Annotated in this window: 24 protein-coding genes, 1 tRNA gene and 4 pseudogenes; 13 read left to right on the forward strand and 16 right to left on the reverse strand. The window is 30.7% G+C overall.

Translation table 11 applies throughout. The annotated features are described in order from the left end of the window. Positions 1-5: 5 nt before the first annotated feature. Positions 6-1,240, forward strand: a pseudogene (locus IPK06_00480) (MFS transporter). Between the two features lie 41 nt (positions 1,241-1,281). On the opposite strand, the gene IPK06_00485 reads toward IPK06_00480, so the two are convergent. Further along, entirely contained in the window at positions 1,282-1,968 is a 687-nt protein-coding gene (locus tag IPK06_00485) for an NAD(P)-binding domain-containing protein (protein ID MBK7978497.1), read from the reverse strand. A 97-nt stretch (positions 1,969-2,065) separates the two neighbouring features. Here IPK06_00485 and IPK06_00490 point away from each other — a divergent pair, with 97 nt between their 5' ends. Then, on the forward strand, positions 2,066-2,449 hold the full coding sequence (locus tag IPK06_00490) for a helix-turn-helix transcriptional regulator (GenBank protein MBK7978498.1): 384 nt from the start codon (positions 2,066-2,068) through the stop codon (positions 2,447-2,449). A gap of 1 nt (position 2,450) precedes the next feature. Here the strand turns inward: IPK06_00490 and IPK06_00495 are convergent. The 7 genes and pseudogenes from IPK06_00495 to IPK06_00525 all read right to left on the reverse strand — a co-directional run bounded on the left by IPK06_00495 (position 2,451) and on the right by IPK06_00525 (position 8,243). After that, positions 2,451-3,378: pseudogene (locus IPK06_00495) on the reverse strand (alpha/beta hydrolase). A gap of 11 nt (positions 3,379-3,389) precedes the next feature. Continuing rightward, positions 3,390-3,716, reverse strand: a complete 327-nt coding sequence (locus IPK06_00500) for a GIY-YIG nuclease family protein (GenBank protein MBK7978499.1) — start codon at positions 3,714-3,716, stop codon at positions 3,390-3,392. Between the two features lie 46 nt (positions 3,717-3,762). Next, a complete protein-coding gene (locus IPK06_00505) occupies positions 3,763-4,194 on the reverse strand; it encodes a nuclear transport factor 2 family protein (GenBank protein ID MBK7978500.1) in 432 nt (143 codons plus the stop codon). Between the two features lie 18 nt (positions 4,195-4,212). Next, positions 4,213-4,838: pseudogene (locus IPK06_00510) on the reverse strand (carbonic anhydrase). A 30-nt stretch (positions 4,839-4,868) separates the two neighbouring features. Then, positions 4,869-5,597, reverse strand: a complete 729-nt coding sequence (locus tag IPK06_00515; protein ID MBK7978501.1) for a 16S rRNA (uracil(1498)-N(3))-methyltransferase — start codon at positions 5,595-5,597, stop codon at positions 4,869-4,871. A 16-nt stretch (positions 5,598-5,613) separates the two neighbouring features. Next, a pseudogene (locus IPK06_00520) lies at positions 5,614-6,155 on the reverse strand (DUF1697 domain-containing protein). Between the two features lie 24 nt (positions 6,156-6,179). Next, the gene (locus IPK06_00525; GenBank protein MBK7978502.1) at positions 6,180-8,243 is read right to left on the reverse strand and encodes a chloride channel protein; all 2,064 of its coding nucleotides are present in this window, start codon (positions 8,241-8,243) and stop codon (positions 6,180-6,182) included. A gap of 184 nt (positions 8,244-8,427) precedes the next feature. Here IPK06_00525 and IPK06_00530 point away from each other — a divergent pair, with 184 nt between their 5' ends. The 4 genes from IPK06_00530 (at position 8,428) to IPK06_00545 (ending at position 13,265) form a co-directional block, all read left to right on the forward strand. After that, the gene (locus IPK06_00530; GenBank protein MBK7978503.1) at positions 8,428-9,663 is read left to right on the forward strand and encodes a DUF819 family protein; all 1,236 of its coding nucleotides are present in this window, start codon (positions 8,428-8,430) and stop codon (positions 9,661-9,663) included. Positions 9,664-9,673: 10 nt separating this feature from the next. Then, positions 9,674-10,495: a M23 family metallopeptidase gene (locus IPK06_00535; GenBank protein ID MBK7978504.1), complete on the forward strand. Its 822-nt coding sequence runs from the start codon at positions 9,674-9,676 to the stop codon at positions 10,493-10,495. Position 10,496: 1 nt separating this feature from the next. Beyond that, positions 10,497-10,907: a hypothetical protein gene (locus IPK06_00540; protein MBK7978505.1), complete on the forward strand. Its 411-nt coding sequence runs from the start codon at positions 10,497-10,499 to the stop codon at positions 10,905-10,907. Positions 10,908-11,030: 123 nt separating this feature from the next. Then, positions 11,031-13,265, forward strand: a complete 2,235-nt coding sequence (locus IPK06_00545) for a beta galactosidase jelly roll domain-containing protein (GenBank protein ID MBK7978506.1) — start codon at positions 11,031-11,033, stop codon at positions 13,263-13,265. A gap of 55 nt (positions 13,266-13,320) precedes the next feature. Here IPK06_00545 and IPK06_00550 read toward each other — a convergent pair whose 3' ends face one another. Further along, positions 13,321-14,511, reverse strand: coding sequence for an aminopeptidase P family protein (locus IPK06_00550; protein ID MBK7978507.1), 1,191 nt, complete (start codon positions 14,509-14,511; stop codon positions 13,321-13,323). 52 nt (positions 14,512-14,563) lie between these two features. Next, positions 14,564-14,770 (reverse strand): hypothetical protein, encoded by a 207-nt coding sequence (locus tag IPK06_00555; protein MBK7978508.1) that lies wholly within the window; start codon positions 14,768-14,770, stop codon positions 14,564-14,566. Between the two features lie 151 nt (positions 14,771-14,921). Here IPK06_00555 and IPK06_00560 point away from each other — a divergent pair, with 151 nt between their 5' ends. Continuing rightward, entirely contained in the window at positions 14,922-15,689 is a 768-nt protein-coding gene (locus IPK06_00560; GenBank protein ID MBK7978509.1) for a GMP synthase, read from the forward strand. A gap of 11 nt (positions 15,690-15,700) precedes the next feature. Here IPK06_00560 and IPK06_00565 read toward each other — a convergent pair whose 3' ends face one another. Next, positions 15,701-16,324: a hypothetical protein gene (locus tag IPK06_00565; GenBank protein MBK7978510.1), complete on the reverse strand. Its 624-nt coding sequence runs from the start codon at positions 16,322-16,324 to the stop codon at positions 15,701-15,703. Positions 16,325-16,457: 133 nt separating this feature from the next. On the opposite strand from IPK06_00565, the gene IPK06_00570 reads away from it, so the two are divergent. Both IPK06_00570 and IPK06_00575 read left to right on the forward strand, forming a co-directional pair. Continuing rightward, positions 16,458-17,207: a sulfite exporter TauE/SafE family protein gene (locus IPK06_00570; protein MBK7978511.1), complete on the forward strand. Its 750-nt coding sequence runs from the start codon at positions 16,458-16,460 to the stop codon at positions 17,205-17,207. A gap of 4 nt (positions 17,208-17,211) precedes the next feature. Further along, on the forward strand, positions 17,212-17,820 hold the full coding sequence (locus IPK06_00575) for a class I SAM-dependent methyltransferase (GenBank protein MBK7978512.1): 609 nt from the start codon (positions 17,212-17,214) through the stop codon (positions 17,818-17,820). Between the two features lie 111 nt (positions 17,821-17,931). On the opposite strand, the gene IPK06_00580 is transcribed toward IPK06_00575, so the two are convergent. Beyond that, complete coding sequence (locus IPK06_00580; protein ID MBK7978513.1) at positions 17,932-18,900, reverse strand: threonylcarbamoyl-AMP synthase; 969 nt, start codon at positions 18,898-18,900, stop codon at positions 17,932-17,934. Positions 18,901-19,012: 112 nt separating this feature from the next. On the opposite strand from IPK06_00580, the gene hisN reads away from it, so the two are divergent. Genes hisN through IPK06_00595 form a run of 3 tightly spaced genes read left to right on the forward strand, consistent with a single transcriptional unit; the run spans position 19,013 to position 21,504 of the window. Continuing rightward, a complete protein-coding gene (hisN, locus tag IPK06_00585; protein MBK7978514.1) occupies positions 19,013-19,735 on the forward strand; it encodes a histidinol-phosphatase in 723 nt (240 codons plus the stop codon). A gap of 45 nt (positions 19,736-19,780) precedes the next feature. After that, a complete protein-coding gene (locus IPK06_00590; protein ID MBK7978515.1) occupies positions 19,781-20,293 on the forward strand; it encodes an O-acetyl-ADP-ribose deacetylase in 513 nt (170 codons plus the stop codon). Beyond that, positions 20,290-21,504, forward strand: coding sequence for a serine hydrolase (locus tag IPK06_00595; protein MBK7978516.1), 1,215 nt, complete (start codon positions 20,290-20,292; stop codon positions 21,502-21,504). The genes IPK06_00590 and IPK06_00595 overlap by 4 nt, the downstream gene beginning before the upstream one ends. Before the next feature lies 1 nt (position 21,505). Here the strand turns inward: IPK06_00595 and IPK06_00600 are convergent, their stop codons facing one another. Both IPK06_00600 and eno read right to left on the reverse strand, forming a co-directional pair. After that, complete coding sequence (locus tag IPK06_00600; GenBank protein ID MBK7978517.1) at positions 21,506-22,396, reverse strand: DMT family transporter; 891 nt, start codon at positions 22,394-22,396, stop codon at positions 21,506-21,508. Positions 22,397-22,713: 317 nt separating this feature from the next. Further along, positions 22,714-24,003 (reverse strand): phosphopyruvate hydratase, encoded by a 1,290-nt coding sequence (gene eno / locus IPK06_00605; protein ID MBK7978518.1) that lies wholly within the window; start codon positions 24,001-24,003, stop codon positions 22,714-22,716. Between the two features lie 153 nt (positions 24,004-24,156). Here eno and IPK06_00610 point away from each other — a divergent pair. Further along, positions 24,157-24,230 (forward strand) — tRNA-Arg (locus IPK06_00610). Positions 24,231-24,845: 615 nt separating this feature from the next. On the opposite strand, the gene IPK06_00615 is transcribed toward IPK06_00610, so the two are convergent. Together IPK06_00615 and IPK06_00620 are read right to left on the reverse strand one after the other, a co-directional pair. Further along, positions 24,846-25,355 carry an SLBB domain-containing protein gene (locus IPK06_00615; protein ID MBK7978519.1) on the reverse strand — a complete coding sequence of 170 codons (510 nt, stop codon included), beginning with the start codon at positions 25,353-25,355 and terminating at the stop codon, positions 24,846-24,848. Positions 25,356-25,410: 55 nt separating this feature from the next. Further along, the gene (locus IPK06_00620) at positions 25,411-26,844 is read right to left on the reverse strand and encodes a sugar transferase (protein ID MBK7978520.1); all 1,434 of its coding nucleotides are present in this window, start codon (positions 26,842-26,844) and stop codon (positions 25,411-25,413) included. Positions 26,845-26,940 lie beyond the last annotated feature (96 nt).

A 26,940-nucleotide genomic window follows, 5' to 3' on the forward strand; every position in this document is an offset into this window, starting at 1 on the left:
AAAATATGGAAACATCTAATAAAAGTAAATTGTTCCAAGTTTTGAATACAACGGTTTTAGTTTCGGCGCTTGGTTATTTTGTTGATATTTATGATTTAATTCTATTCGGTATTGTTCGTGTTCCAAGCTTAACAAGTTTGGGTTTTGCCGGCGAAGATTTGATCAAAAACGGTGTTTTCTTATTAAATATGCAAATGACAAGGAATGCTTCTCGGAGGTATTTTCTGGGGAATTTACGGAGATAAAAAAGGAGACTTTCTGTTCTTTTCGGCTCAATTTTTCTTTACTCTATTGCAAATATTGCCAATGCATTTGTGACAAATATTGAATTATATGCTTTTTAAGGTTGCTCGCCGGAATTGGATTAGCGGGTGAACTTGGCGCGGCAGTCACATTAATAAGTGAAATTCTTCCAAAGGAATTACGCGGTTACGGAACAGCAATAGTCGCAACTATTGGCGTTAGCGGAGCAATCGGCGCGGCAATTGTCGCGGAAATTTTCACTTGGCAGACTTCATATATTATCGGAGGAATATTAGGAATTATTCTTTTGATTATGAGAATAAAAATGTTTGAATCCGGGATGTATAAAAACATTCAGAATTCACAAGTATCAAAAGGAAATTTCATAAAACTATTTACTTCAAAGGATAGATTTTTTAGATATTTAAACTGTATTTTAATTGGTTTGCCTATATGGTTTGTAGTTGGAGTTCTCATTACATTTTCGCCCGAATTTGCAAAAGTGTTGGGAGCAAAAGATGAAATTTCTGCCGGACAAGCTATTATGTTCACTTATATCGGATTGATCTTTGGGGATTTTGCGAGCGGATTTTTGAGTCAATATTTAAAAAGCAGAAAAAAAATAATAATGATTTTCATTTCGCTTACTATCATTTTTGTAATTGTTTATTTATTCTCATCTAATTTTACTTCAACATACTTTTACGGATTATGCGTAGCATTAGGAATTGCAATTGGATATTGGGCGGTTTTTGTAACAATTGCTTCAGAACAATTCGGCACAAATATCAGATCGACCGTAACAACAACAGTTCCAAATTTTATTCGCGGTTCTGTTGTTCCAATAACATTTTTGTTCAATTATTTGCGCGGCTCTTTTGGAATGGTTAACAGCGCTTTAATTGTCGGAATTATAAGTGTTATAATAGCATTTGTTTCGGCATACCATCTAAAAGAAACTTTTGGAAATGACTTAAACTATGTTGAAGAATTATAAAAAACTTTGGCGAATGCATTTTAACATTCGCCCGAAGTAAATTATTTTTTTACAATTCTAAAATTAAATTCGGAAGTTCCTAAAGCAGACCATAATCTAAGCCAAATTGGAAGCAGCATTTCTGTTCCTCGTGCGGTTGAAATATCGCCTAAATCAATTATATTGGATTTATCCCAGCCAAAAGAAATCAATAGTTTCTCTACTTCACCTTTGGCGGATTTATCATTACCGCTTAAAAATAAATTATGTTCACCGGGAATAATTTTTGGATTTACCATCAGATTCGCGTTCATTGTATTTAAAGTTTTTACAACTTTTGTATTGGGAAACAGTTTCTGAATTTGTTCTCCCAAGGAATCTGTATTGCATATTGATAAAGTCGGCGGCATGCCTTTTGAAAAATCCAATGGATTTGAAATATCTATTAAAATTTTATTTTCCAAATTTTCATTGCCGCACAATTTTAAAGCGGCTATTGATCCCGAACCGCTGGTAGCGTTTATAAGTAATTCACCGGAATTTGCCGCGGTGCTGAAATCAATTAATTTTGCTTTACTGTTAGACTGAAGCCAATCGTTAATCGGAGGTCTTCCAAAATTATCTTTATTTGTTTTTTCCATTGTGTTACTAACATCTCTGGTTCCAATAAAAACTTCATGACCAAGTTCTAATAATTTTTCCGAAATAGTTTGTCCAACAACTCCGGTTCCTAAAACTGTAATTTTCATTTTTTAATCCTTTCTATTACTATAAAAATGATAGTAGCTAATCTAAGTATAGTTTTATAAATTTACAATAACTGTCAAACTTAACAGTAGGGAAAAAATGATAATAAAAGGAAAAAAATACGTATTTAATGTAGAAGGGGAAATATTTCATTGTGCAATGGATTTAACAATGAAATTTATTGGAGGTAAATGGAAAACAATTGTGTTGTGGTATTTAAAAAATAAAACTTACAGATTCGGTGAATTGAAAAGGCAAATTCCTGATATAACCGAAAAAATGCTGAGTTTGCAGTTAAAAGCTTTAGAAGAAGATGGTTTGATAAAAAGAGAAGTCTTTGCCGAAGTACCTTTGCGTGTTGAATATTCGATGACTGATTTTGGTAAAACCTTAATTCCAATTCTGAATGAAATTTCAAAATGGGGCAGAAATTTAGGTGAAACAAAAGGTAAAATTGAAGAAGTTAGTTTAAAAGAATATTAAATTATTCGTTTATAAATTCTACTATTGAATCAATCAAACCATCTTTTAACGGCAATTCCGGATTTGAATAAGGTTGAATATTTTTCTGCAAATCCATTTCACTTTCCTTTAATATATGGTTCATTCCATTAATAATTTTTATTTGTGAGTTTTTTATTTGCCGCGTGCAAAAGTTCCGCATCTTCTACTTTTACCTGCAGATCAGTCGTTCCCTGTATAATTAAAATTGGCATCTTAAGTTTTGCAATTTCTTTTTGAGGATCATACTTGAACCAAGAAATTAAGTAAGGCTGAATGCCGGGTCTGAAAAGAGCATAATAATTTTGATCAACGCTGTCAATAATTTCTCCTTTTTCTAATTTGCTTAAATACTTAACCGAAGTTTCATAATATTCTTTCGGCTGATTTGACAGCTGCTTTCTTAAAATTAAATTTGCAGATTCTCCGGCTCCGGCAAGTGAAATGAATTTATTAACTTTTTTATTTTGAGAAGCTATTATACCAAGCAGTGAACCTTCGCTGTGACCAATAACTATAATTTTATTAAACGATGTATCTTTTGATAAATAATCAATCCAGCTTTTTGCGTCTTTTACATAATCCTCAAAACTTAATTTACTTTCGTCAAAATTTTGCACAATACTTTTTCCGATTGCCCGTTTATCGTAGCGTAGTGATGCAATACCGTTTTCTTCCAGCGCATAAGCCAGCATTTTTAATGAATTGTTTTTCATTACGGAATTATTTCCGTCTCTATCTGTAGGTCCTGAGCCTGCTATTATTAATGCAATCGGAATATTTTGTGTTTTATAAGGTAAGAGCAAGCTTCCTTCAATTTTACAATTCGGCGTTTCTAGCGTTACAATTTTTTCATTTTGCGCAAATGAAAGTGATAATAAAGAAAAATAAAAAAAGTATAAAATTCTCATCTTGCCTATCCTTATTTAACATTTACGTTTATTGTAGCCGAATTCATTATAACTTTTAAGTTTTTCGATCCACATTTCTTCAAGTATTTTAAGTTCCTCAACATAATTTTTGATTCATTATCTTTTGGTTCTAAAATATCTATAACCTCAAAAATAAAATTATTACCTCCAAAGGTATTATAATCTTCTTGCAAACCTTTATTTGGATGTGAATTATTATCCAATTGAAATTTACAACCGTTAATTTTACCTTTTACATTCAGTCCAAAATCTACAAAGAGTTTATTGTTTACGGCATTCTCGACTTTAAAAATTCCCATTGCGGGAAGATTTTGCAAATACTGTTTTTAATTAATTTTTTATTCATCATACTTTTCCAATTTCTTAATCCCAAACGTATTTCCAGCTATTATCATGCTGACGTTTCCAAATAGTTGTGTAAATTCCTTTATATTCTACAATTGAATCATTAATAGAATTTTTCCAAATATATTTTCCATAAGAGTAAGCCAGATCTCCTGATTCGGAAACTTCTATAAAATCCGGCTTCCAATTAACTTTTGCGTTTTTATAAAAATCTTTAGTGTAATATTTAAAGATATTTTTCTTTCCTGAAATTAGAGAGTCGTTTCCTCTTTTAATTACAGCGGATTCATCCGCGAAAAATGTAAAAGCATCGGCAATACTTTTTTCACCGCACATTATTTCAAATTGCTTTTCTGTTTCTTCAATTTCTGCTTTAATTTTGTTTTTATCAATATTTGTATTGCAAGCATAAATGAAAATCGTAAATATTAATAAAAGTAAATTTTTCATTTTAATTCCAAATGTAAACTAAGCTATTTTTTCAAACTGCTTTATTAATGTATTGTAATTAAATATGTCTCCGGTTTCAATTATGTAATACCAGCCCAAAATATTTAATTCTTTTTTCTTAAACTTTTTTTTATGAAAGGATAAGTTAATAGATGTTTCATTTGCTCAACAATATTTAATTGCTCGGTCATCCATTCTCTTTTTGCGTGATCGTTATGAATGTTAGGCACTTCGTTGATTTTATCTTTGACGGAATTTGAAAGTTCCAGCCATTTTTTTGTATTCGGAATTTCCGAAAATTGCGATTCGTTAAAAAACATTGCATTGCATCCGCCGCAATTTGAGTGACCGCAAATCAATATATTATTTACGTTTAATATTTTTACCGCGTATTCAATTGCGGAAGTAGTTGCGGCAAATTCCTGAGATACTCTATAATAAGGCACAATATTAGCGATATTTCTTATTACAAAAAGTTCGCCCGGTAAAGTTTTAGTAATTAAATTAGGGACTAATCTTGAATCGGAACAACCAATAAATAAAGTGTGCGGATTTTGTTTTTTACCAAGTTCTGCAAACAAATCTTTATGCTCTAAAAAATCATTCGAATTAAATTCTTTAACTCCGTCAAATAAATTTTCCATAAAATTCTTTCAATAATAAAATAAATATAATCAAAAAGTTAATAATTCTATTTGCGATAATGCGGCAGTAACAGCACTTTCAACTCTTAAAATACTTTTACTCAAAAGAAATTTTTCAAAACCAAAATTCCGCATAAAATTAATTTCGAAATCATTCCATCCGCCTTCGGGACCAATAGCCAAAGCTATATTTTGCGAATTATAAAATTTAATATTCATTAAATTGATTTCAGAATCCGGATGAGCTAATAATTTTATATCATAATTATTCGGATTAAATTCATCTTCAAAGAATTTTTTAAATTGCTTGTGAAAAGATACTTTAGTCATATTAATTTTCTTGCCCTGACTCAATCCTTCCATCAAAAATTTGGAATAGTTATCTTCCAAAAGCATTGGAGAATGGAAATAACTTTTTTCTACTTTTTCAGATTTAATAAAAAATAATTGTCCTACTCCCATTGTTGCCGAAATTGATAAAACTTTCTTTAATGTCTGTGGTCTAGGCAAAGCGCAAACTATGTCAATATTAATTTTACTTTCATCCGCGTTCTTTAGTTCAATTATTTCCAATCGAATTTCATTTGAACTCCGAAAAGTTATTTTTGCTTTGCCGATTTTATCGTTAAGTAATCCGATCTCCAGAATATCTCCGGTTTGAGCATTTAAAATATTTGAGATATGAATAAATCTTTCGTCGGAAATTGTAAATTGATTTTGGTCAATTCGGTCTTTTTCAGTGAGTATAATAATATTCATTAAGTAAATTAGAAAATTAATTTTGTTTGGAAAGTTCTAACAATTTATTAACCGTCTGCCAGTTTCTTGTTGTAGCAATAACCTTTAATTTATTCTCAATAAAATTATTGTTCATTTTCGCGTTGCCGTAACCATTTGGAGAATAAAAGTAAAAAATATTTTTATCAATAAAATATTCTTCAGGTGAAAAGTCTTTTTCTTTGAGAACCAAGATTCTTTCTTTTGCCGGCTCATTAAACAGAAAAGTAACGTAGTTTTTGCTTTCATCTTTATTTTGCTTAATGAAAGGATTATTTTCCATAACCATTTTTAATTCTTCAGGTGTTTTAACAATAGTCTCAACTTCAAAATCGTATTGCATCTTTATTTTATCAAAAATTAATTTTTCAATTTTTTTGGATCAGAGATTTTGGAATTAAATATCACATTGCCGCTTTGGATATAAGTAATAATTTTTTTAAAACCAATTTCTTCAAAATAAGATTTTAGATAAGCCATTTTAATTTTCTTTTGGCCGCTAATATTTATTCCTCTCAGAAGACAAATAAATGTATTCATAAAATTGTAAAATAATTATTTAAGTTATTTCCATTCACTAGTTTTTGCTACGTTTTCATCAGAGCCAAATAATACAAGAATGTCATCGGCTTTAATAATATAATTAGGATCCGGAATAATTAATTTAGGCATTGCGGCATTTTCATCAAACAACGATTTTTTTTGTTTGATCATTAAGACTTCTAAGCCATATTTGTTTCTGAGTCGAAGCTCCGCTAAAGTGCTTCCAACAAATGCAGAATTTACATTACATTCCACAATTGAAAAACCTTCAGCCACTTTTGAAACGTGAGTTTTATCAATTGATTTTATCTCACTAGCAAAACCATCTGCCAAATTATGTTTTAAACTTTCCTGATTATAAGCGGAAATAACGTCGTGGCGCCAAATTGTTCCAATTACTTTTAAGGAATCTTTAGATGATATAACCGGAAATTGATCAACGTTGCTGCTTCCGAATAATTTTAAAATATGATCAAGATCATCAGATTTTAAAACTGTTACAACTTCCGCTTTTGCAATATCGCCTGCAATTAATGTATCTCTGATTTGTTCGTATTCGGTAATTATCGGGCGAAGTTCATTTTCCGTAATTGTGCCGACTAAATTTCCATTTGTATTTATTGTATAGAATGTTGCGTGAGGACTTTCAAGAAGCAGACTTATTAATTTTGATATGGACGTATTTTCAGGTATTAATAAAATATCGTCGCGCATAATATCTTCCACAAAAATCGATTTTAAGACATTTGTTTCTTTACCGCTTGATATTCTATAACCTTCCCGTTCCAGATGCTTTATTTGGATTGAACCTTTAAGAATTATTTGCACTATTGTTGTACTAATTATTACGCCAAGCATCAGCGGTAAAATAAAAGTGTGATTTTTAGTCATTTCAAATATTATTAGAATTGCAGAAATTGGAATTGTACTAACGCCACCAAGAATAGCTCCCATTCCAACAAGAACATACGCTGTAGTATCTAGATTTAATCCGAAAAGGAAATTTAATGAGTATGAATATAAAAACCCTAAGCAAGCGCCTATAAATAAAGAAGGCGCAAATATTCCGCCAAAACCTCCCGAATATAATATAATTGGAACAAGCAAAAATTTGAGCACAAGAAGAATTATAACAACTTGCCAAATTTCATTTGAAGCCAATATACTATTTATTGTATTATATCCAATTCCGAAAATACCTTTGAAATAATATCCGGCTATACCCATCATCAAACCGGCAATTACCATAACTATCCATCTGGGAATAGATAATAAAATTTTATTGTTAATTATATTATCTACAAACTCAGAATATCTGATAAACAATAAGGAAAAAAATCCGGATAAAATTCCCAATAATGCATATAAATAAAAATCGGAATAAGGACCAATTGAAATTTCAGGGAACGAAAATGTGGGTTGATTTCCAAGAAGAATTCTTGAAATTGCGCTTGCAGTTACTGAGGCCAAAACCAAAGCAGAAAAAGTTTGTGTTTGAAAATCATTTAATAAGATTATTTCTAGCGCAAAGAAAATACCACCGAGTGGTGAATTAAAAACGGCAGCAATAGCAGCTCCGGCGCCGGCCGCGGTAAAAATCCTCCTTCTTGAATCAGACATGCCAATAATATTACCAATCTTGCTTGAAATTCCTCCTCCTAGTTGTGCGGTTGGACCTTCAGGACCGAGTGTATTACCTGTTCCTATACAAATTACAGGTGCGAAAAAGTGAAATAATGTTATTCTAAAAGGAGAATATCCTCCTCTCATCGAAACGGCTTTTATTACTTCCGAAATACCTTTTCTTTTTGCAATATTTGGAGCAAGATATGTCATTATACTAAGTATTAACATTCCAACGGCTGGAACTAAAAACAAATAAATATGCGTTTCTGAATTTAAAAATAATTCGGTTGTCCAATTAATGGAATCGTGGAATACTACCGCGGCTATGCCTGCCATTGCTCCAATAAAAATTGCATAAATGCTGAACAACGCATATTCAGGTATTGGAATTTTACTAATTAATTGTTGAATGGAAAATTTTACTTTAAATAAACTTTTAATATTGCCTACTTGTAACATTTATTATCTTCTGTTTTTAAAAATTTCTATAATTTAATATTTTTATTTTAATTCCGAATAACAAGTTATTCATTTTTAAAATTTATTTTTTGATAAAAATTCAATATCTCTATTTATAATTTTTTAGAAATGATTTTAACCAATCATTTGTTTAACTTTTAATATCCTAAATCGTTGATAAATTATGAAATTTCCACTTACGAATGATGCCGTTGTCTTTGCTATTTTGTTAGCCATTTTGGCTTTCGTTTTTACAACATCAAAAAGCAATAAACCGTTTTGGTTAAAATTCTATAAATATGTTCCTTCATTGCTGCTTTGCTATTTTATTCCGGGAATATTTAATTCACTGGGGATTATTTCTGCAAAAGATTCCGGACTTTATAGTATGGCTTCAAAATTTTTACTGCCGACGAGTTTGGTACTTTTAACATTGGGTATTGATTTCAATAGAATAATTAAGTTAGGACCGAAAGCAATAATTATGATGCTTGCCGGAACATTTGGAGTAATAATAGGCGGACCAATTGCGTTTTTTTTAGTTTCAACTTTTTTTCATGATTTCATCATTCACAGTGGCCCATTGGCAACCTGGCGGGGATTATCAACTATTGCCGGCAGCTGGATAGGAGGCGGAGCAAATCAAACGGCAATGAAAGAAGTATTTAATGTTGACGGTTCGGTGTTTTCCGCGTTAATTGCAATTGATGTTTTAACATACAGTGTTTGGTTTGCAATTTTGTTATATGGAATAGGTATTTCCGATAAGTTGGATAAATTTTTAAAAGCTGATTTAAAATCAATTGAAGCAATCAAAAAAGGTATAGATAAAGATCATACCGAGGAATTTGATTTTTCCAACACTGCATCAATGATAAAAATATTGGCAGTGGGATTTGGCGTAACCGGAGTTTCTCAATTTTTAGCGGATATAATTGCGCCATTCTTTCAAAATAATTTTCCACAACTCGAAAAGTTCAGCTTAACATCCAACTTTTTTTGGCTTATTGTATTAGCAACAACGGGTGGATTATTATTAAGTTTTACAAAATTTAGAAAGTTGGAAAACAGCGGAGCTTCAAAAATAGGAAATTTGTTTTTGTACATTCTGATCGCAACTATTGGAATGGAAATGAACATAATGGGATTTTTCCAAAACATACAGCTTTTATTGATAACTTCAATTTGGATCACTTTTCACGCACTATTTTTATTTTTTGTAGGAAGATTAATTAAAGCGCCGTTTTTCTTTTTAGCCGTTGGAAGTCAAGCTAACATTGGCGGAGCGGCATCCGCACCAATTATAGCTGCGGCTTTTCATCCTTCTTTGGCGAGTGTCGGCGTTTTACTCGCGGTACTTGGTTATGCACTTGGAACATATGGTGCTTGGCTTTGTGCAATTTTAATGTCTTTAATTTAACAAGGTAACAATGAATTTTAATAAAATATTTATCACTTTATTGTTTTCATCCACTATTATATTTACTCAAGAGGTGAATTTTTTTGGAAAACTTAAACAAGGTCATTTGATATTTGGCAAAGCGGAAAATGTTGCTGATATTACAATAGATTCGGCTAAAATATCATTTGATAAATTTGGAAATTTCATTTTCGGTTTTGATAGAGACGATACTGCTGAACACATATTTGTTTTTAAATTTGATAATAAAACAATCGTTAAGAAACTTACACCCAAAAAAGAAAATTATAATATTCAAAGAATTAAGGGTATGAAGCAAAAATATATTGAAGCACCGAATGAAGAATTACCGAGAATTGAAAAAGAAAGAGAAATATCGAAAGCGGCAAGGGAAAAAGTCGGAAGCGTAAAAGATTTGTTATATCTTAAGGGTTTCGTAAAACCGATTGAAAAAGCCAGAATATCAAGTGTTTTCGGAAGTCAGAGAATATTAAACGGTATACCTAAAAATATGCATAATGGAATTGATTTTGCCGCGCCGCTTGGAACACCGGTAAAAGCAATGGCTGATGGGGTTGTTCATCTTTCCGCGGATAACTTTTATTACAGCGGAAATTATATATTATTAGATCACGGTTTGGGTTTAAATTCATTTTATCTGCATCTTAGTAAAAGTTTTGTAAAAGTTGGTCAATCGGTTAAGAAAGGCGAAATTATTGGTGAAGTCGGTACTACAGGAAGATCAACAGGTCCGCATTTGCATTGGGGAGTTCAATGGTTTGATAAAAGAGTTGATCCAAATTCTGTTTTTGATTTTAAAGAAGGGAAATAAATTGAAGCTGTTAATCTTTTACGTTAACTCATTTTCATTTGAAACAAATCACAAAGGTTTAGAATCTGCCGTTGAATCGAATATTAAAGAAGAAATTAATAATGCAGTATTAGGTTTTATTCATGTCGAAGAAAAAGATGAGAGCAATAGCTCTGATGTTGAAACAAAACTAATCAAGAATTTAAAATGGGCTGCGCGTAAAAATGAAACAAACAGAATAATTCTCCATTCATTCAATCACTTATCGGAAAGCAGCGCTAATCCCGAGTTTACAAAAAAAATGTTAAATAACGCCGAATTTAGATTAAGGAATTCTGAATATTCGGTATCTCAAACTCCATTTGGTTATTTTTTGAATATTAAAATGGATGCTCCGGGAAATCCATTAGCAAGAATATTTAAGGAATTTTAATTCTCCGGTTTTTTGCCTTAACTTATCAAATAATTTATAATTTTATTTATTTTACTTCACGGCATAATTACAAGTTCGCAAATATTTATTCATATAATCATTACATGAACGAGGGAAACAAACTTGAAAAATAAAATAATTTTTCTTTGTTTAATTTCTTTACTTAATACAAAAAATTTTTCACAGCTTTTAACACTGCCGCATAATTGGCAGTTTAAGACGGGAGATAATTTAGAATACATGCAAAGTGATATTAATGATTCTGAATGGGATTCTATATATGTTCCGGCAAACTGGGAAAATCAAGGTTATGAAAATTACAATGGATTTGGATGGTACAGAGTTCATTTCAATATTAATATTGATTCAATAAAAAGTACGGAATTAATGCTGCTGTTAGGAAAAATAGATGATGCCGATGAAACATATTTAAATGACAAATTGCTTGGAAAGACGGGATCGGTCGCGCCGAATTACAGCACTGCGTGGAATTTACAGCGAGCTTATGAAATTCCTCATGGTTTGTTGAAAAATGAAAATACTTTGGCTGTAAGAGTTTATGATGAAGTTGGCGGAGGCGGAATTTACGGAGGTGAATTTGGAATATGCGATAAGGAGACTTACATTGATCTGCTGAATTTGAAGCCGGCTCCCAAAAAATCTTTCAATCAAATAGTTACGTCAAACGGACTAATATCAGCCGTTTATAACGAACTTTCAAATTCAGTTGAATACGTAAAGCCTTATATATTTAGAGATTTTGATTCAACTCATTCAGTTAAACCGTTTGTCTATAATATTAAATTGAATGCAAATATTAAGCCCGGTAAAATTGAATATTTTGATAACACTCACGTAATTTGCGCTGATTATGAAAAGTATAAAGTTTATTATTTCGCGCCCTTTACTACATCAGATAAAATATTTTACGCCGCGATTGCGGGTAAAAATGAAGATGTTAAAAATCTCAAATTTACTTATGAAAAATCATATTGCAATATTTTAAGCGAAGAAAAAATTATTTCATTTCCTAATAACGAAATTGTAAAATATTTTCTATTCTCTTTCAACGATTCACTGCAAAGCAATACTCAAGATTTTCAAAAAGCTTTATCAATATTAGATTCAATAAATATGCTTGATAATGAGATTTTATTTATGAAAAATGTTTTTGCCAAATCGCATTATCCGCAGAATATTTCGGCAGACGAAAAAAATCTTTATGAGCAATCGATTACAGTTTTAAAAATGGGACAAGTTGCAGATAATGAAATATTCCCTAAATCGCGCGGACAAATAATCGCTTCTCTTTTGCCAGGCAATTGGAATATCGGATGGGTGAGAGACGCAGTTTACTCAATTATGGCATTGAATAAATTGAACTTATTTGATGAGGCAAAAAGCGCTATTAACTTTTTCCTTAATGCCGATGCCGGATATTATAAAAATTTTATCTTAAAGGAAGACGGAATTGATTACGGCGTCAAATCCGATTACCAAATAAGTGTTTGCAGATATTTTGGCCCAGGTGTTGAAGAAGCTGATGGCGGTGATAATCCGAATATTGAGCTTGATGGTTTTGGATTATTTTTAATTGGATTTTCGGATTATATAAATCAAAGCAATGATATAGAATTCCTTAAGGCAAACTATGAAAAAATAAATAAACTTATTGCTGATCCGATACTCACTTTTATTGATTCAAATAAAATCATTAGAACTGAATCCGGACCATGGGAATATCATCTTCCCGGAAAGCAGTACGCATTTACAGCAAATGTAAATTCAGTTGGATTAAGAAATTATTCCGAATTGCTAAAGCATAATTCTCTTAATAATTATGAAAAATATTTTTCAGCCCACAAAGAATTGACGGAAGGGATAAAAAATAATTTTATTTATGAAGGCAAAACAATTAAGGGATTTAAAGCTGCGGAAAACCCAAATACAAAGGATTTTTACGACGGCGGAACAATAGAAATATTTAATTTCAATATTATTACCGACCAGAAATTTTATGAAAGTTATTATAATGATTATGAAAATAATTTGCGAATTAGCGAGCGCAGAGGCTTTTCAAGGTTGAATAATCCCGATTGGTATACAATAAGTGAATGGCCTTTTTTAAATATGAGAATTATTTCCACTTTGCTTAAATTTAAAAAATATGAAAAGGCAAAACAACTCTTTGATTGGACAACAAATTATTCAAAGTTAAATCATAATTTAATAGCCGAACTTTATGATCATGATACTGAAAATTACGGCGGTGAAATTCCAATGGTTGGTTATGGCGCCGGCGCATATATTCTTACATTAAATGATATGGCAGCTTATTTGTATAGTTTTAAGAAATAGAATATTATCAAAAAAAGTTCAATAATATTCTATTTTATTGAATGTTAATTTTGGACTATTTAATTATATATAATTCTGTTTGCGGTTTGGATAAATATTCAACGCCATTTTCTTTGATCCAAACAATTTCTTCCATTGTTGCAATTCCGTAATTTTTAATTGGAAGTCTGGGTTCAATTGTGAAAACATTTCCTAATTCCAAAGGAAGAAGAGGAAGATTTCCGTACCGTTCCCATTTAGGTCCCATCATTGCCCCGCCATCATGCGCAACTCTGCCAACTTGATGACCTAAACCATGAGGATATTCTTCATAGCCGTTTTCAACAATATAACTGCGCGCGATATTATCAATTTCCCATGCTAGCTTTCCTGGCTTCATAGCGTCACCGGATTTTATAATTGCGTTTTTAATTACGTTAAAACCCCTTAAAACTTCTTCGGGAGCTTGAGTTTCTTCTTCTTTTAAAACATACCAAGTTCTTTGCAAATCTGCGCAGTATCCGTTTTTCTTTACTCCAAAATCCATATTTATAACATGACCTCTTTGAATTTTTCTATCTGTTGGTCCCGAATGTGCTCCGGCTGTATCTGGTCCGGTAAATACAGCGGGACAATGTTCTTCGTCCCAGGCAAAGTCAAAACCGCGTTCTTTAACTTTTCGGCGGACAAAATCCGCGACTTCTTTCTCAGTTTTACCTGGCTCAATAAAATCTGTTACTTCATCAAAAATAATTAATGTTTCTTTTATTGCATCTTTTATAAGATCAACTTCTGCTTTAGATTTTCTCCCTCTTAAAGCTGCAACAATTTCTTCTGACGAAACAAATCTTTCAGCGTAAGGTGTTTCTTTCAGCAAATCTATTAATTCCAAATAAACACCATGAGTTAAGCCATCAGCCATTGATGAATTTCTTGAAAAATTTAATGCTATTTTATTCGGGTTATACTTGTCTAAAATATTTATTAAATCCGCCTTAACAGATTTTAAATATGGAACAATTGTTTTAAATGTTCCTACTGATTTCATATTGGCTTCTTCAAGCGAGCCGATAATTGCAACAGTATCGCCTTCCTTGGTAATAATAAATGCCGAGTGCCAAGTTGCGCCGGTTCCAACAATCATTTCCATAATTGGATCTTTAATATTTCCGGTTTCCCTTACAAAAGTCATCCACATGTCAATATTTTTTTCTTTAAGAATTTCAGCGGCTTGTTTTTGTTTTTCTAATATTAATTGATCAGCCATTATAAATCTCCCAAATTTATTATAACATATATAATTTTAAACTAATAATAATTTACCTGCCAACAAACTTTTTTAAAATATTTTCATCGGAAGTAGCTAAAATTTGCTCTTTGCAATTTGCACAAATAAATTTAACTGATTTTGGTTTCGCGCTTAAACCTAATATTGTTAAAAGAAACCATCCCCATTTTGAATATTCGCATTCATGAATGACCAATGGATGATCATATTTGTGTCCGCATTTACAATGTTCGTTCATAATAAAAAATGATTATTATATGAAAATACTAAAATGCATTTAGATTTTATAGAATATTTCTATATTTACACAATGTTTTAACGAAAAAAGGATTAAAGTGGAAATAAAAACCGCAATTATTGATTTGTATAATGGTGAAGAAAATCAAGGAATGAGATGTATTAAAGACATTTTGGAAGAAACAAATGAAAAGAAATCTGACATTAATTTAACATACAATATATTTGAATCGAGAAATAAAAATGAAGTTCCTTCTAGCGACTACGATATTTACATTTCTTCTGGCGGACCAGGTGATCCATTTGACGGTGAAGGTACAAAATGGGAAAAAAAGTATTTTAATTTAATGGATAAGATTTGGTCTCATAACCAAAACAATAAAAGTAAAAAAAAATATGTGATATTCATTTGTCATTCGTTTCAAATTATGGCAAGATATTTCAAACTTGGTGAAGTTATACCGAGAAATTCCAGATCATTTGGAATTCTACCTGTTCATAAAACTGAAATTGGAAGGCTTGATAATATTTTGCACGGGCTGCCTGATATTTTTTACGGTGCCGATTTTAGAAGTTATCAGGTTATTAGTCCGGATAAAAATGTGTTTAGGGAACTTGGCGCAAAATTAATTGCGATTGAAAAACTTAGACCGCATATTGAATTGGAAAGAGCAATGATGGCAATTAGAGTTTCCAATGAATTTATCGGTACACAATTTCACCCTGAAGCCGATATTGTTAGTATGAGGCATCATTTTGGGCAAGCTGAAAGACAAAAACAAGTTGTTGATGAATACGGAGAAAAAAAATTAGCCGAAATGTTAGAACATCTGGAAAACCCGGATAATATTATTTTAACTCGTAATACGGTAATTCCAAATTTTTTAAATATTGCAATCGAAGAATTAAAGGTAAAATAATTTTAAGAAAGTTAAATATTTTTAATATATAAATCCTTGACGGTTTTATCTCGGAGAAATCCGATTTTTGTAAGATATTTTTGATGTGATTCAACATTAGATTCCGCAGTTAATATTTTATAACCTTTTTTTACAAAATGATTTGACTGTGCAAAGTAAATAAATCTCGCGTTCTTCAAATCCCTATAATCAGGTATTGCGTAATCAAGTTCAATTAATATCCTTTGTGTATCAACTTCCTTATATGCAAACAACCCAACGGGAATTAAATTCCTTAGTATAAAAAAACTTTTATCTTCATCAATTTTGGAAATTTCAAAATTCGGAAAAAATTTCAAAATGTCGGTTTTATAAAAATCATAAAATTTATTTAATAATGAACCATGTGAATTTTCAATTTGCAATAACGTAAAATATTCTTTCTTTCGCTTCATTTCTATTATGTAATAAATATCAACAGCGGAAATGAAACTATTTAAAACGAATACCGGAATTGCTCCAACCATTAAACCATATGTCGCAAATGTTGCAGCTCCTATAAGATTAATTCTTCTTAAGTAAAAAATATTTTTCATCATTAGGGAAATTGCGACTAATGCCGAACCCGTATAACCAATAATTTCTATAAAATTCATAAGTTTTTAAAATAATTATGTGAATAAATTAGCGATGTTATTTATTTTAACACAATTATTTTTGTTTGTAACATGAAATAATTGTAAGTGTTAAGATAAACTAAAATTAAATATTATCTGCAAACTAAATTTTATGAATACATTTTTTGAATTAATTTTACTTTTTACTGCCGGGGTTATAACAAGTTTTATTAACGTAATGGCAGGAGGCGGTTCAACCTTAACGCTTCCAATTTTAATTTTTTTGGGTTTAGACGCGCCGGTTGCAAACGGAACAAACAGACTTGGGATATTATCTCAAAGTATTTTTGGCGCTCTTTCGTTTCATAATCAAAAAATAAGTCAAATTAAGTTAAGTATTAAATTAAGTTTATTAACACTTCCCGGAGCAATAATAGGCGCATTTTACTCGACAAAAATTGAAAATGAGCTTTTCGAAAAAATTCTTGGCGTTGTAATGATAGGAATCGTAATTACAATGTTGATCCCAAATTCCAAAAAAGTCTTAAATGATAAAATATATGAAAAGCTTCCATGGTTAATTTATCCATCAATGCTGGCGCTTGGATTTTACGGCGGATTTATTCAGGTAGGAATAGGATTTTTATTAATGCTTACATTGCACAATATCTTAAAGTTAAATTTGGTATATGTAAACTTTCACAAAGTATTTATTGTTTTGATATATACAATTCCGGCATTTTTAATTTTCGTATTTACAAATAACGTTAATTGGTTATATGGAATAAGTCTATCAGCCGGCAGTGGACTCGGAGCTTGGTGGGCGGCAAAAGTTGCGGTCAGAAGGGGAGAAAAAGTAATTAAAATAATTTTAATAGTATCAATTATTATAATGGCTTATCAGTTACTAATCGGATTCTAAAATTATGAATGATAAAAAGCATTGGTATGATGGAAAATTTTATGATAAATTCATTGCGCCGAACCAGGATAAAATATTTGAACAAATAATAAAAATAATTGCAAAAGACACTTTGATTTTGGATGTAGGCTGCGGAACCGGCAGATTGGCGTTTCAATTATCCGGACACTGCAAAAAAATTGTAGGCGTCGATCTTTCATCTAAAAATATTGCTGTGGCAAATATGAATCACAACTCAGAATTCAATAATGTTGAATTCCTTCACGGAAGTATCGCCGAAGTAAAACAAAAATATTCATACAAATTTGATTATGCAGTTCTTACGTTTGTTATTCACGAAGTACCTGAAAAGGAAAGACTGGATTTATTGACATCCATTAAGAGTGTTTGCGGGAAAATAATAATCTGTGATTATATTGCTCCGACTCCAAAATCTATTTGGGGAAAACAAAATGTTGTTGTCGAATTTCTTGCCGGAAAGGATCACTATATGAATTTTAAGAACTACATTAAAAACGGCGGCTTGGATTATTTGGTGAAAGAAGCTAATCTTGAAAAGAAATTCGAAGTCAAAAACCAACCGCAAACAACTCATCTTGTTGTTTTGGAATAAATATACTACGGCTTGAATACGATTAACTTTGTTGATCAACTCGGACGCTAAAAGACGTTGTCGTTGAATTTTTAAAACAAGATATTGAAATTATCAAGACGGCAAAGAATATCACAAATATTTATTTACTGCTTTAGTCAATCTATCCATAATTGCAGAGCCAAGACCAATGTTATCCACTTTTTCCACAAGGATTAAATCCAAATTTGAATTTTCCAATTCATGCAGATGCGCAAATAAATTTGATGCGGCTTCGTGTAAGTCAGCTTTTCCGGAAAGCACTTTAATAATTCTAAATTTATCAGCATTTTTAATTTCGCTGAAAAAAATGACGCCGATATTTTTGTTTAAATAATCTTGCAATATATTTTCACTATAAAAATAAATAGGAATATTCGGCGCGTAATGAATATTTAATTGTCCGGGAGAATTAGGTGAAATTGAATTTTGATTCAGACTTGATAATTTCCCAATTACTTTTTCAATTCTTTCCCTGGCAATGCCTCCGGGTCGTAATAAAATTTGAGAATTGTCGGTTACTTCAATTATTGTAGATTCGACGCCTACTTCGCAGTTTCCGCCGTCTAAAATAATATCAACTTTATTTCCCAGTTGTTTAACAACGTGTTCGGCTTTAGTCGGACTTAATTTACTAAAACTATTTGCGCTTGGTGCGGCAATTGGTTTTCCCAATTTGGAAATTAATTCCAATGCGATTTGATTATTTGGCATTCTTACGGCAACGGTTTCTAATCCGGAAGTTACGATATAAGGTACATTGTTTTTCTTTTTTAGAATTAGAGTTAAAGGTCCGGGCCAAAAATTATCTATTAATTGAGATATTTTTTCGTTAGAATTTTCAGCAATTTCATTCAGCATATCTAATGAAGAAACGTGTAAAATCAACGGGTTAAAAGTGGGACGTTGTTTTACTTCAAATATTTTAGAAACGGCAATATCATTTAATCCGTCAGCGCCTAAACCGTATACTGTTTCTGTCGGAAAAGCTACAAGTCCGCCGGATTTAAGTTTTTCAACGGCAAGATTAATATTTTTTGAAGTTGCTTCTAAAAGTTTCATAAATAATTTATTTTATCACCTAATAATAAGAAAAGTATAGTTCAAAATTACAGAGAGGTTTTAAGTGTTGGATAAAAAAGAAATTGCGGAATTTTCAAAATTTTGTAAAAAAATGACAGAAATAAGCGGTAAGAATATTAGAAAATATTTTAGAAGCGGAATAAATGTAGAAACAAAATCAGATGATTCTCCGGTAACTATTGCAGATAAATCAACTGAAGAAATGTTACGGGAAATGATTATGAAAGAATATCCGGAACATGGAATATTGGGAGAAGAATTTGGTCAGCACAACGAAGGAGCTGAATATCAATGGCTTTTAGACCCAATTGACGGAACGAAAAGTTTTATTTGCGGCACTGTTACTTTCGGAACGTTAATTTCTTTGACAAAAAACGGCAAACCCATCATTGGGGTTTTTCATCAGCCGATTTTAAAAGAATTTTTAATAGGTAATAATTCTGAAACCTTTCTAAATAATAAAATTGTTAAAGTTAATGATGTAAGTAAAATAGAAGAAGCAGTTCTACTTACAACAGATCATTTATCTGTTGATGAATTTCAGAATATTAAAAAATTTGAAAAATTAATGAGGAAAGTAAAACTTTACAGACTTTGGGGAGATTGTTACGGCTATTATTTGGTTGCTTCTGGTTATGCTCAAATTATGATTGATCCGATTATGAACATTTGGGATACAATGGCATTAATTCCAATTATAAACGGGGCAGGAGGAATTATTACAGATTATCAAGGTAATGACCCGGAAAAAGGTAACAGTATTATAGCTGCTACTCCAAATATTCATACAGAAGTAATTAAGATTTTAAATTAGCGCAATTATTTGGCAATCACTTTAAAATAATCCTTTAATGTTAAGATGATTGAAATAATAAAAGGTGATATTACAAAAACCGCTGTGGATGCAATAGTTAATGCTGCAAATGAAACATTATTGGGCGGAGGAGGAGTTGACGGCGCTATTCATAAAGCGGCAGGACCAAAGCTTCTTGATGAATGCAGAAAATTAAACGGTTGCAAAACAGGAGAAGCAAAAATTACAAAAGGTTACAATTTAAAAGCGAAATATGTAATTCATACTGTTGGACCAATATGGAGCGGCGGAAATTTTAATGAAGAAAATTTATTAAAAAGTTGTTATGAAAATTCATTAAGAATTGCCGAAAAATATAAAATCAACTCTATCGCTTTTCCAGCAATAAGCACAGGCGCGTATCGTTTTCCATTTGAAAATGCTTCCAAAATTGCATACAATACCGTTAAATCATTTTTAGAAAAAACTGAAAGCATTAAAAAAGTTATTTTTGTATTATTCAGTGATATTGATTTAACGACATTTATAAAAATATCTAATGAAATGGCGGGAAAATGACATTATCAAAACTTATTATAATTTTATTGGGATCACTTATTATGTCAGGCACACTAAATGCGCAAAATAAAAATTTATTGGATAAAATAATTAGCGAGAATTATCAGCAATTATTACCGGCAATTCAAAATTTAGAAAAGTATGAAATCCAGATCATTTATACAAAAATTGAGAAAGATGAAAATGGCAAAAAAAAACTGCAAACATTTTCATTTAATGAAAATTCCAATAAATACTTTTATCCGGCAAGCACTGTAAAATTTCCTGCAGCAATTCTTGCTTTAGAAAAGTTAAATGATTTGAATATTTCCGGAGTAAATAAATTTACTCATCTTTCCATCGACAGCGTTTATGAAAATCAAACTGCGTTCAATAAAGAATTCAAGGACGAATGCGGTTATCCGAATATTGCTGACTATATAAAAAGAATTTTTTTAGTGAGCGACAATCAGGCATTCAACAGATTATTTGATTTTCTAGGACAAAAAGAAATTAACCAAAGACTTAGGAAAAGAGGGTTTGATAATACTAAAATCCTGCACAGATTGGAAGTAACAAGAACAGAGGAATTAAATAAGCAAAATAATCCAATAAATTTTTACGATGAAAATAATAATATTATTTATCAGCAGCCCGCAAAATTTGAGGGAGATGAAATTGAATTAAAACTGACCGATACTAAAAAGGGAATTGGATATTATGCCGATGGAGTTCTTATTAATGAACCTAAAGATTTTTCGCAAAACAATTTTTTTGGATTAAGAGATCAGCATAATTTAATGATTAGAATAATATTTCCTGAATTATTTGATGAAATGGAAAGATTCAATTTAACAGAAGATGATTACAAATTTCTAAACAAATATATGTGTATGCTGCCTCGTGAAAGCGAATGCCCAAAGTATGATTCAACCGAATATTATGACGGTTATGTAAAATTTTTCATGTTTGGAAATACGAAGGAACAAATTCCAACTAACATTAAAATATTCAGTAAAAGCGGATTGGCTTATGGATACTTAATTGATAACGCTTATATTAAAGATGTTGAAAATAATGTAGAATTTTTTCTATCTGCAGTAATTCACGTAAATGAAGATCAAATTTACAATGATGATAAATATGAATACGATGAAATTGGTTTACCGTTTCTGGCTAATCTCGGTAAAATAATTTATAATTTTGAAATTAATAAGGAAAAACAAAAATAATCTATCGCAAAAATAAAATTGCGATTCCAATTACTGCAATAAACGCGCCGAATATTGAAATGAAACTCAATTTTTCTTTGTAATAATATTTTACTATTGGAAGCATTATTATCGGCATTGTTGACATTAAGGTAGCGGCAATTCCAACTTTTGTATTTGATATTGCAATTAAGCTGAAAGTTATACCGAGAAATGGACCAATAATAGAACCGACAATAATAAACTTCAACGCATCTTTTCTTTCTTTTAAAATTTTTAAACTAACTTTTCGGCTCTTATAAAAATATCCTAAAATGTACATTAAAATTATAGAAGGCAGCATTCTGTAAAAAGTTGCGACAAAGCTGTTAATTTCTCCGTAACTAAATGCTTCTTTTGCGAAAATTAAATTGATTGCTTGACCCACTGCACCGAGCACGGCAAAAATGTACCCCAAATTATTTTTCTTATAATCGGTCGAAGGCTGTTCTGATCTTTTAAATACTACAATTGATATTCCCGAAATAGTAATAAGTATTCCTATAATTCCCCACATAGAAAGAACTTCACCCAAATATAAATATGCAGTTAAAGAAGCTACAGCCGGAGACAACGTCATTATCAGCATACTTAATCTAGCGCCAATATATTGATATGATTTAAATAAAAATCCATCGCCGAACACTAAACCGATAATTCCGCTCAAACCAAGCAAATAAATTTGATGCAAAGAAATTTGCCAATTTAAATTAAATAGTAAAATAGTTACTACTAGAAAAAAAGTAGCCAATAACAAGCGCGTTAAATTAACTGTAAATGAGCCAACCATTTTTGTAGCTTCAGAAAAAGCAATTGCGGTTCCAGACCAAAGTACTGCGGTTATTAAAGCTGCAATTTCTCCAATATTAATCATAATTGACTTTTGTAAATTATTAAGTTAATTGAAATATTAAATTTAATTAAGGAAGTTTAATTTCCGATAATATATTGTTCATGATCACAAAAAAAATCTTTTATTTCATTTATTTGAATGAATATAATTGAGAAAAAATTATGGAAACAATCATTTATATTTCTTGTATCTTAGCCTTTCTTGGCGGTATCTTTTTTATTATTCTACGAAGTATGTCTAACTATATTAAAAACAATTAAATATACCTTCCGAATTCTGACTTTAATAAAAAAAAAGCGCCCAAACAAGGACGCTTTATCAAAACAAATTTAATATAATTATTTACAATTTATAGCAGATAATCCGGGATAAATTGCGGTTGAATCCAATTCTTCTTCAATTCTTAAAAGCTGATTATATTTTGCAATTCTATCGCTTCTGCTTGCCGATCCGGTTTTAATTTGACCGGCATTTGTAGCAACCGCAATGTCCGCAATTGTTGTATCTTCAGTTTCGCCGGAGCGGTGACTAATAACATTTGTATAACCGGCACGTTTTGCCATTTCAATTGCATCCAATGTTTCTGTTAAAGTACCAATTTGATTTACTTTTATTAGTATAGAATTTGCGATTGATTTTTCAATACCTTCGCTTAATCTTTTGGTATTTGTTACAAATAAATCATCACCAACCAATTGAACTTTTTTGCCAAGTGTATCGGTCAAATTTTTCCAACCTTTCCAATCATTTTCATCTAATCCGTCTTCAATTGAAACAATAGGAAAATCTTTGGTTAATTTTTCATAGATTTTAATCATTTCGTCGGATGTTTTTTCAGATTTATCGGATTTAAAGAAAACATATTTGTTTTTCTTTTTATCATACATTTCACGTGAAGCAACATCTAGTGCAAGACTTATTTCTTTACCTGGCTTGTATCCAGCTTTTGTAATAGCTTCAAGTATCAATTCCAAAGTTTGCTCATTTGATTTTAAATTTGGAGCGAATCCACCTTCATCACCGACAGAAGTTGAATAACCATTTTTCTTTAAAACAGATTTTAATGAATGGAAAGTTTCCGTACCCATTCTTAATGCTTCAGCAAAACTTGCGGCGCCGTGAGGCATAATCATAAATTCTTGAAAATCAACCGTATTATCTGCGTGAGATCCGCCATTTAAAATATTCATCATTGGAACTGGCAATACTCTAGCGCTTGTGCCTCCAATGTATCTGTAAAGCGGCAATTCCAAAGCTTCTGCGGCGGCTTTGGCACACGCTAAAGAAACACCTAAAATAGCATTGGCGCCTAATTTCGATTTATTTGGTGTTCCGTCTAATTCAATTAAAAAATTATCAATTGCAACTTGATCGGCGGCGTCAAAATCTATTAGTAAATCTGCAATAATATCATTTACATTGCTTACAGCTTTTTGAACACCTTTACCATTATATCTTTTCTTTTTAACGTCTCTTAATTCAACAGCTTCATGTTCTCCGGTAGATGCACCGCTGGGAACGGCTGCGCGACCAATAACTCCAGAATCTAATAAGACTTCAACTTCAACAGTAGGATTTCCTCTGGAATCAAGAATCTCTCTGCCCAAAACATCAATTATAGTGGTCATTTAATAACTCCTTTTGATTTTATAAAAATATTTTACACTTCTAAAATTATCTAAAAAGGGAAGTAAAAACAATTTTGTGAATTCTTAATTTAGAAAATTTGATAAGAAAAAGAATATTCTTATTTTTTACAGTTAAATGCAATTTACTTATATGCCCCGGTAGCTCAGTAGGATAGAGCGACGGTTTCCTAAACCGCAGGTCGGAGGTTCAAATCCTCTCCGGGGTACTCATTATTTATTTATTCATTTCTAAATGCTTTTCAAAAAAATCAAAAATCAGATATAAATTTAAGTAACTAAATTTCCGTTTAATCATGAACATACACATCTAAACGAATAATTATCAAGTATTTCAATTTTAGAGTTATTAAAAGTTTAACAATTTCTTTTATAATGGAAGTTTAATATTGCATTATTCTTTTTTTTTAGTTGTAATACTATAGAATAAAAGATGAATTATTGGAAAATGGTAGTAAAATTTATATTTAAGTTGACAATTTAAAATATCCAAAATCCAATAATTAACTTTGATTTGAAAACAATAACAGAGATCTAATTTAAGAAGGTTTAATTCTTCATGATAATTGTAAGTCGCGGAAATATAACAGATTAATTATACTTATCACAAAATAATGTCATTTTCATAAACACTTATTTTTAGTATACTTTTAGAAAATTTGACATTACAATAAAACAAGGGAAGTTATAATTGTATTAAATATAAGAAAAATGAATTAACTCTCGAATTATGGAGCATTCAAGTGTTCAAAATAACATTCAGCAATTTTTACAGTATGATAAAATATTGACTAAAAATATAAAATCTTTAGCCTAATTTAATTTTACTTTAATCTAAGAATTAGTAGCCATAAGGAAATTATTGCAGAAAATATACTTAAACCTACTTGAAACCAGTTTCTAAAATACAACCTTGGCGAACCTGGAACAACTAATAGATCGCCACCTTGTAACTTTGGCAATTTTCTGTTTTGGTTTTCTATTTTATCAGCCCATAAAATATCATTAAAATTAAATGAAAATAAATGCTGAGTAGAATCTTCCATAACTCTATACAATCTTAAATCTTCTAAATCGGATGCATCGGAAGGACCTCCAGCCAATGAAAGTAAATCATTTACATTTGTATATAGTGGCACTTTATACCTTCCTGGATATCTTACAAATCCCCAAACCGCAACGCTTATATTAATAGCCTCAGGATCGGAATAATCATAAAAGCCGCCTTGTTTTTGGACTGCAATGCCGGAATAATTGGATCCAAGTTTAACATCTGTTTGAGCAAATAAATTGCCTACGAATAGGAGAAAAAATAGTAACAAAAGTTTTTTCATTACAAAAGTATCCTTTATAAAATCATTTTTAGGGTATAAAATAAGCAAAAAAAAATTATTTTCCACCCTTTGAAAAGAGCATAACAGGAACAGTCTTCAAAATTAATTGAATATCCAGCCAAGGGGACATATTATTAACATAATAAAGGTCTAGAACAACAGAGTCTCTAAATGAAACTGTACTTCTACCCCACACTTGCCATACACCGGTACAACCAGGCAATACATTAACACGTCGTTTTTGCCAAGTATCATAATTTTCAAATTCATAGGGCAAGCTTGGTCTAGGTCCAACCAAACTCATTTCACCTTTAATAACATTTATTAGTTGAGGTAATTCATCAAGTGATAATTTTCGTATTATTTTCCCAATCCAAGTTACGCGTTTTTCATTAATAATTTTTGTATCGCCATTATTTATGCCGCTGTTTTTAATAAACTCAATCATTTGTTTTTTTCTTTCTTCTTCACCGTTTTCATCAATTGTCATTGACCGGAATTTATAGAATTTAAAAGGTTTACCACCTTGTCCAATTCTATCTTGTTTGAAAAATACAGGTCCTTTTGAGGATAATTTGATTAAAATTGAGATAATTAAAAATATTGGAGAAAGGAAAATTACTCCAATTAGAGATAATATTAAATCTACGACTCTTTTAAATTTTAATGTTAAATTATTGCTATAGTGTGGAGAAACGCCCAATACCGGAATCCCGGCATATTTTTCTGTTGAAACTTTTTTCGTAACGATGTCAAATAATTCAGATGTTAGTTTAACAGTAACCTTAAGTGAGTTACACAAATCTAATATTTCTAATAAACGCTCATAATTAATATCATCAATTGCAATAATAATTTCATCGATATTAAATTCATTACTAATTTGCTTTAATTCATCAATTGTGCCTAATATTTGTATTCCGTTAAGCTTTTTTTCTGGTACTTGATGGTTAACCACAAAACCTAAAATATTAATTCCTTCCGGGTTTTCAAACAGCAATTTTGTCGCTAAAAGTTTCCCGGTTGTTCCATCTCCAACAATTATTACATTACTGTTAAACTGCTGTTTGTACTTTAAAAATATTCTTCTTCCTACTTCTACCCTGAATATATAAAGTGTAGGAACAACTATAATGATAAACATGAAAATGATTAAGCGTGAATCAAAAATTGCTGATGATTTGACAAGATGGGAAATAACAACAACATTTAGTGTACCATAATATAGAGATTTAATAATCGCTGTTAAGTGAGCCGAACGATTAAAAATAATATTTATTCTATATAAATTGTTAATTTGAAAAATAAAAATAAAAAAAGCCGAAGCGATTAAAAATAAAGATAATATGGGATAGCTGTTTTTAATAAATTGTGTAAGTTCGAGAGCCTTATTATATCTAACTAAATAAGCGGCCAAAATAAAAGCCACTGATAGTGTAAGAAGATCAAATAATGCAAAGTAAAATTTATATTTCGGAACTTTTGTCATATTAAATATTCTTTCATTATGCTATAAATATAATTATTTTAATCAAATAATTAAATGCATTTGTTATTTTTTGTCAAAATAAAATACATATGTCAA

This window comes from Ignavibacteriota bacterium (assembly GCA_016713565.1).
Lineage (GTDB): Bacteria > Bacteroidota > Ignavibacteria > Ignavibacteriales > Melioribacteraceae.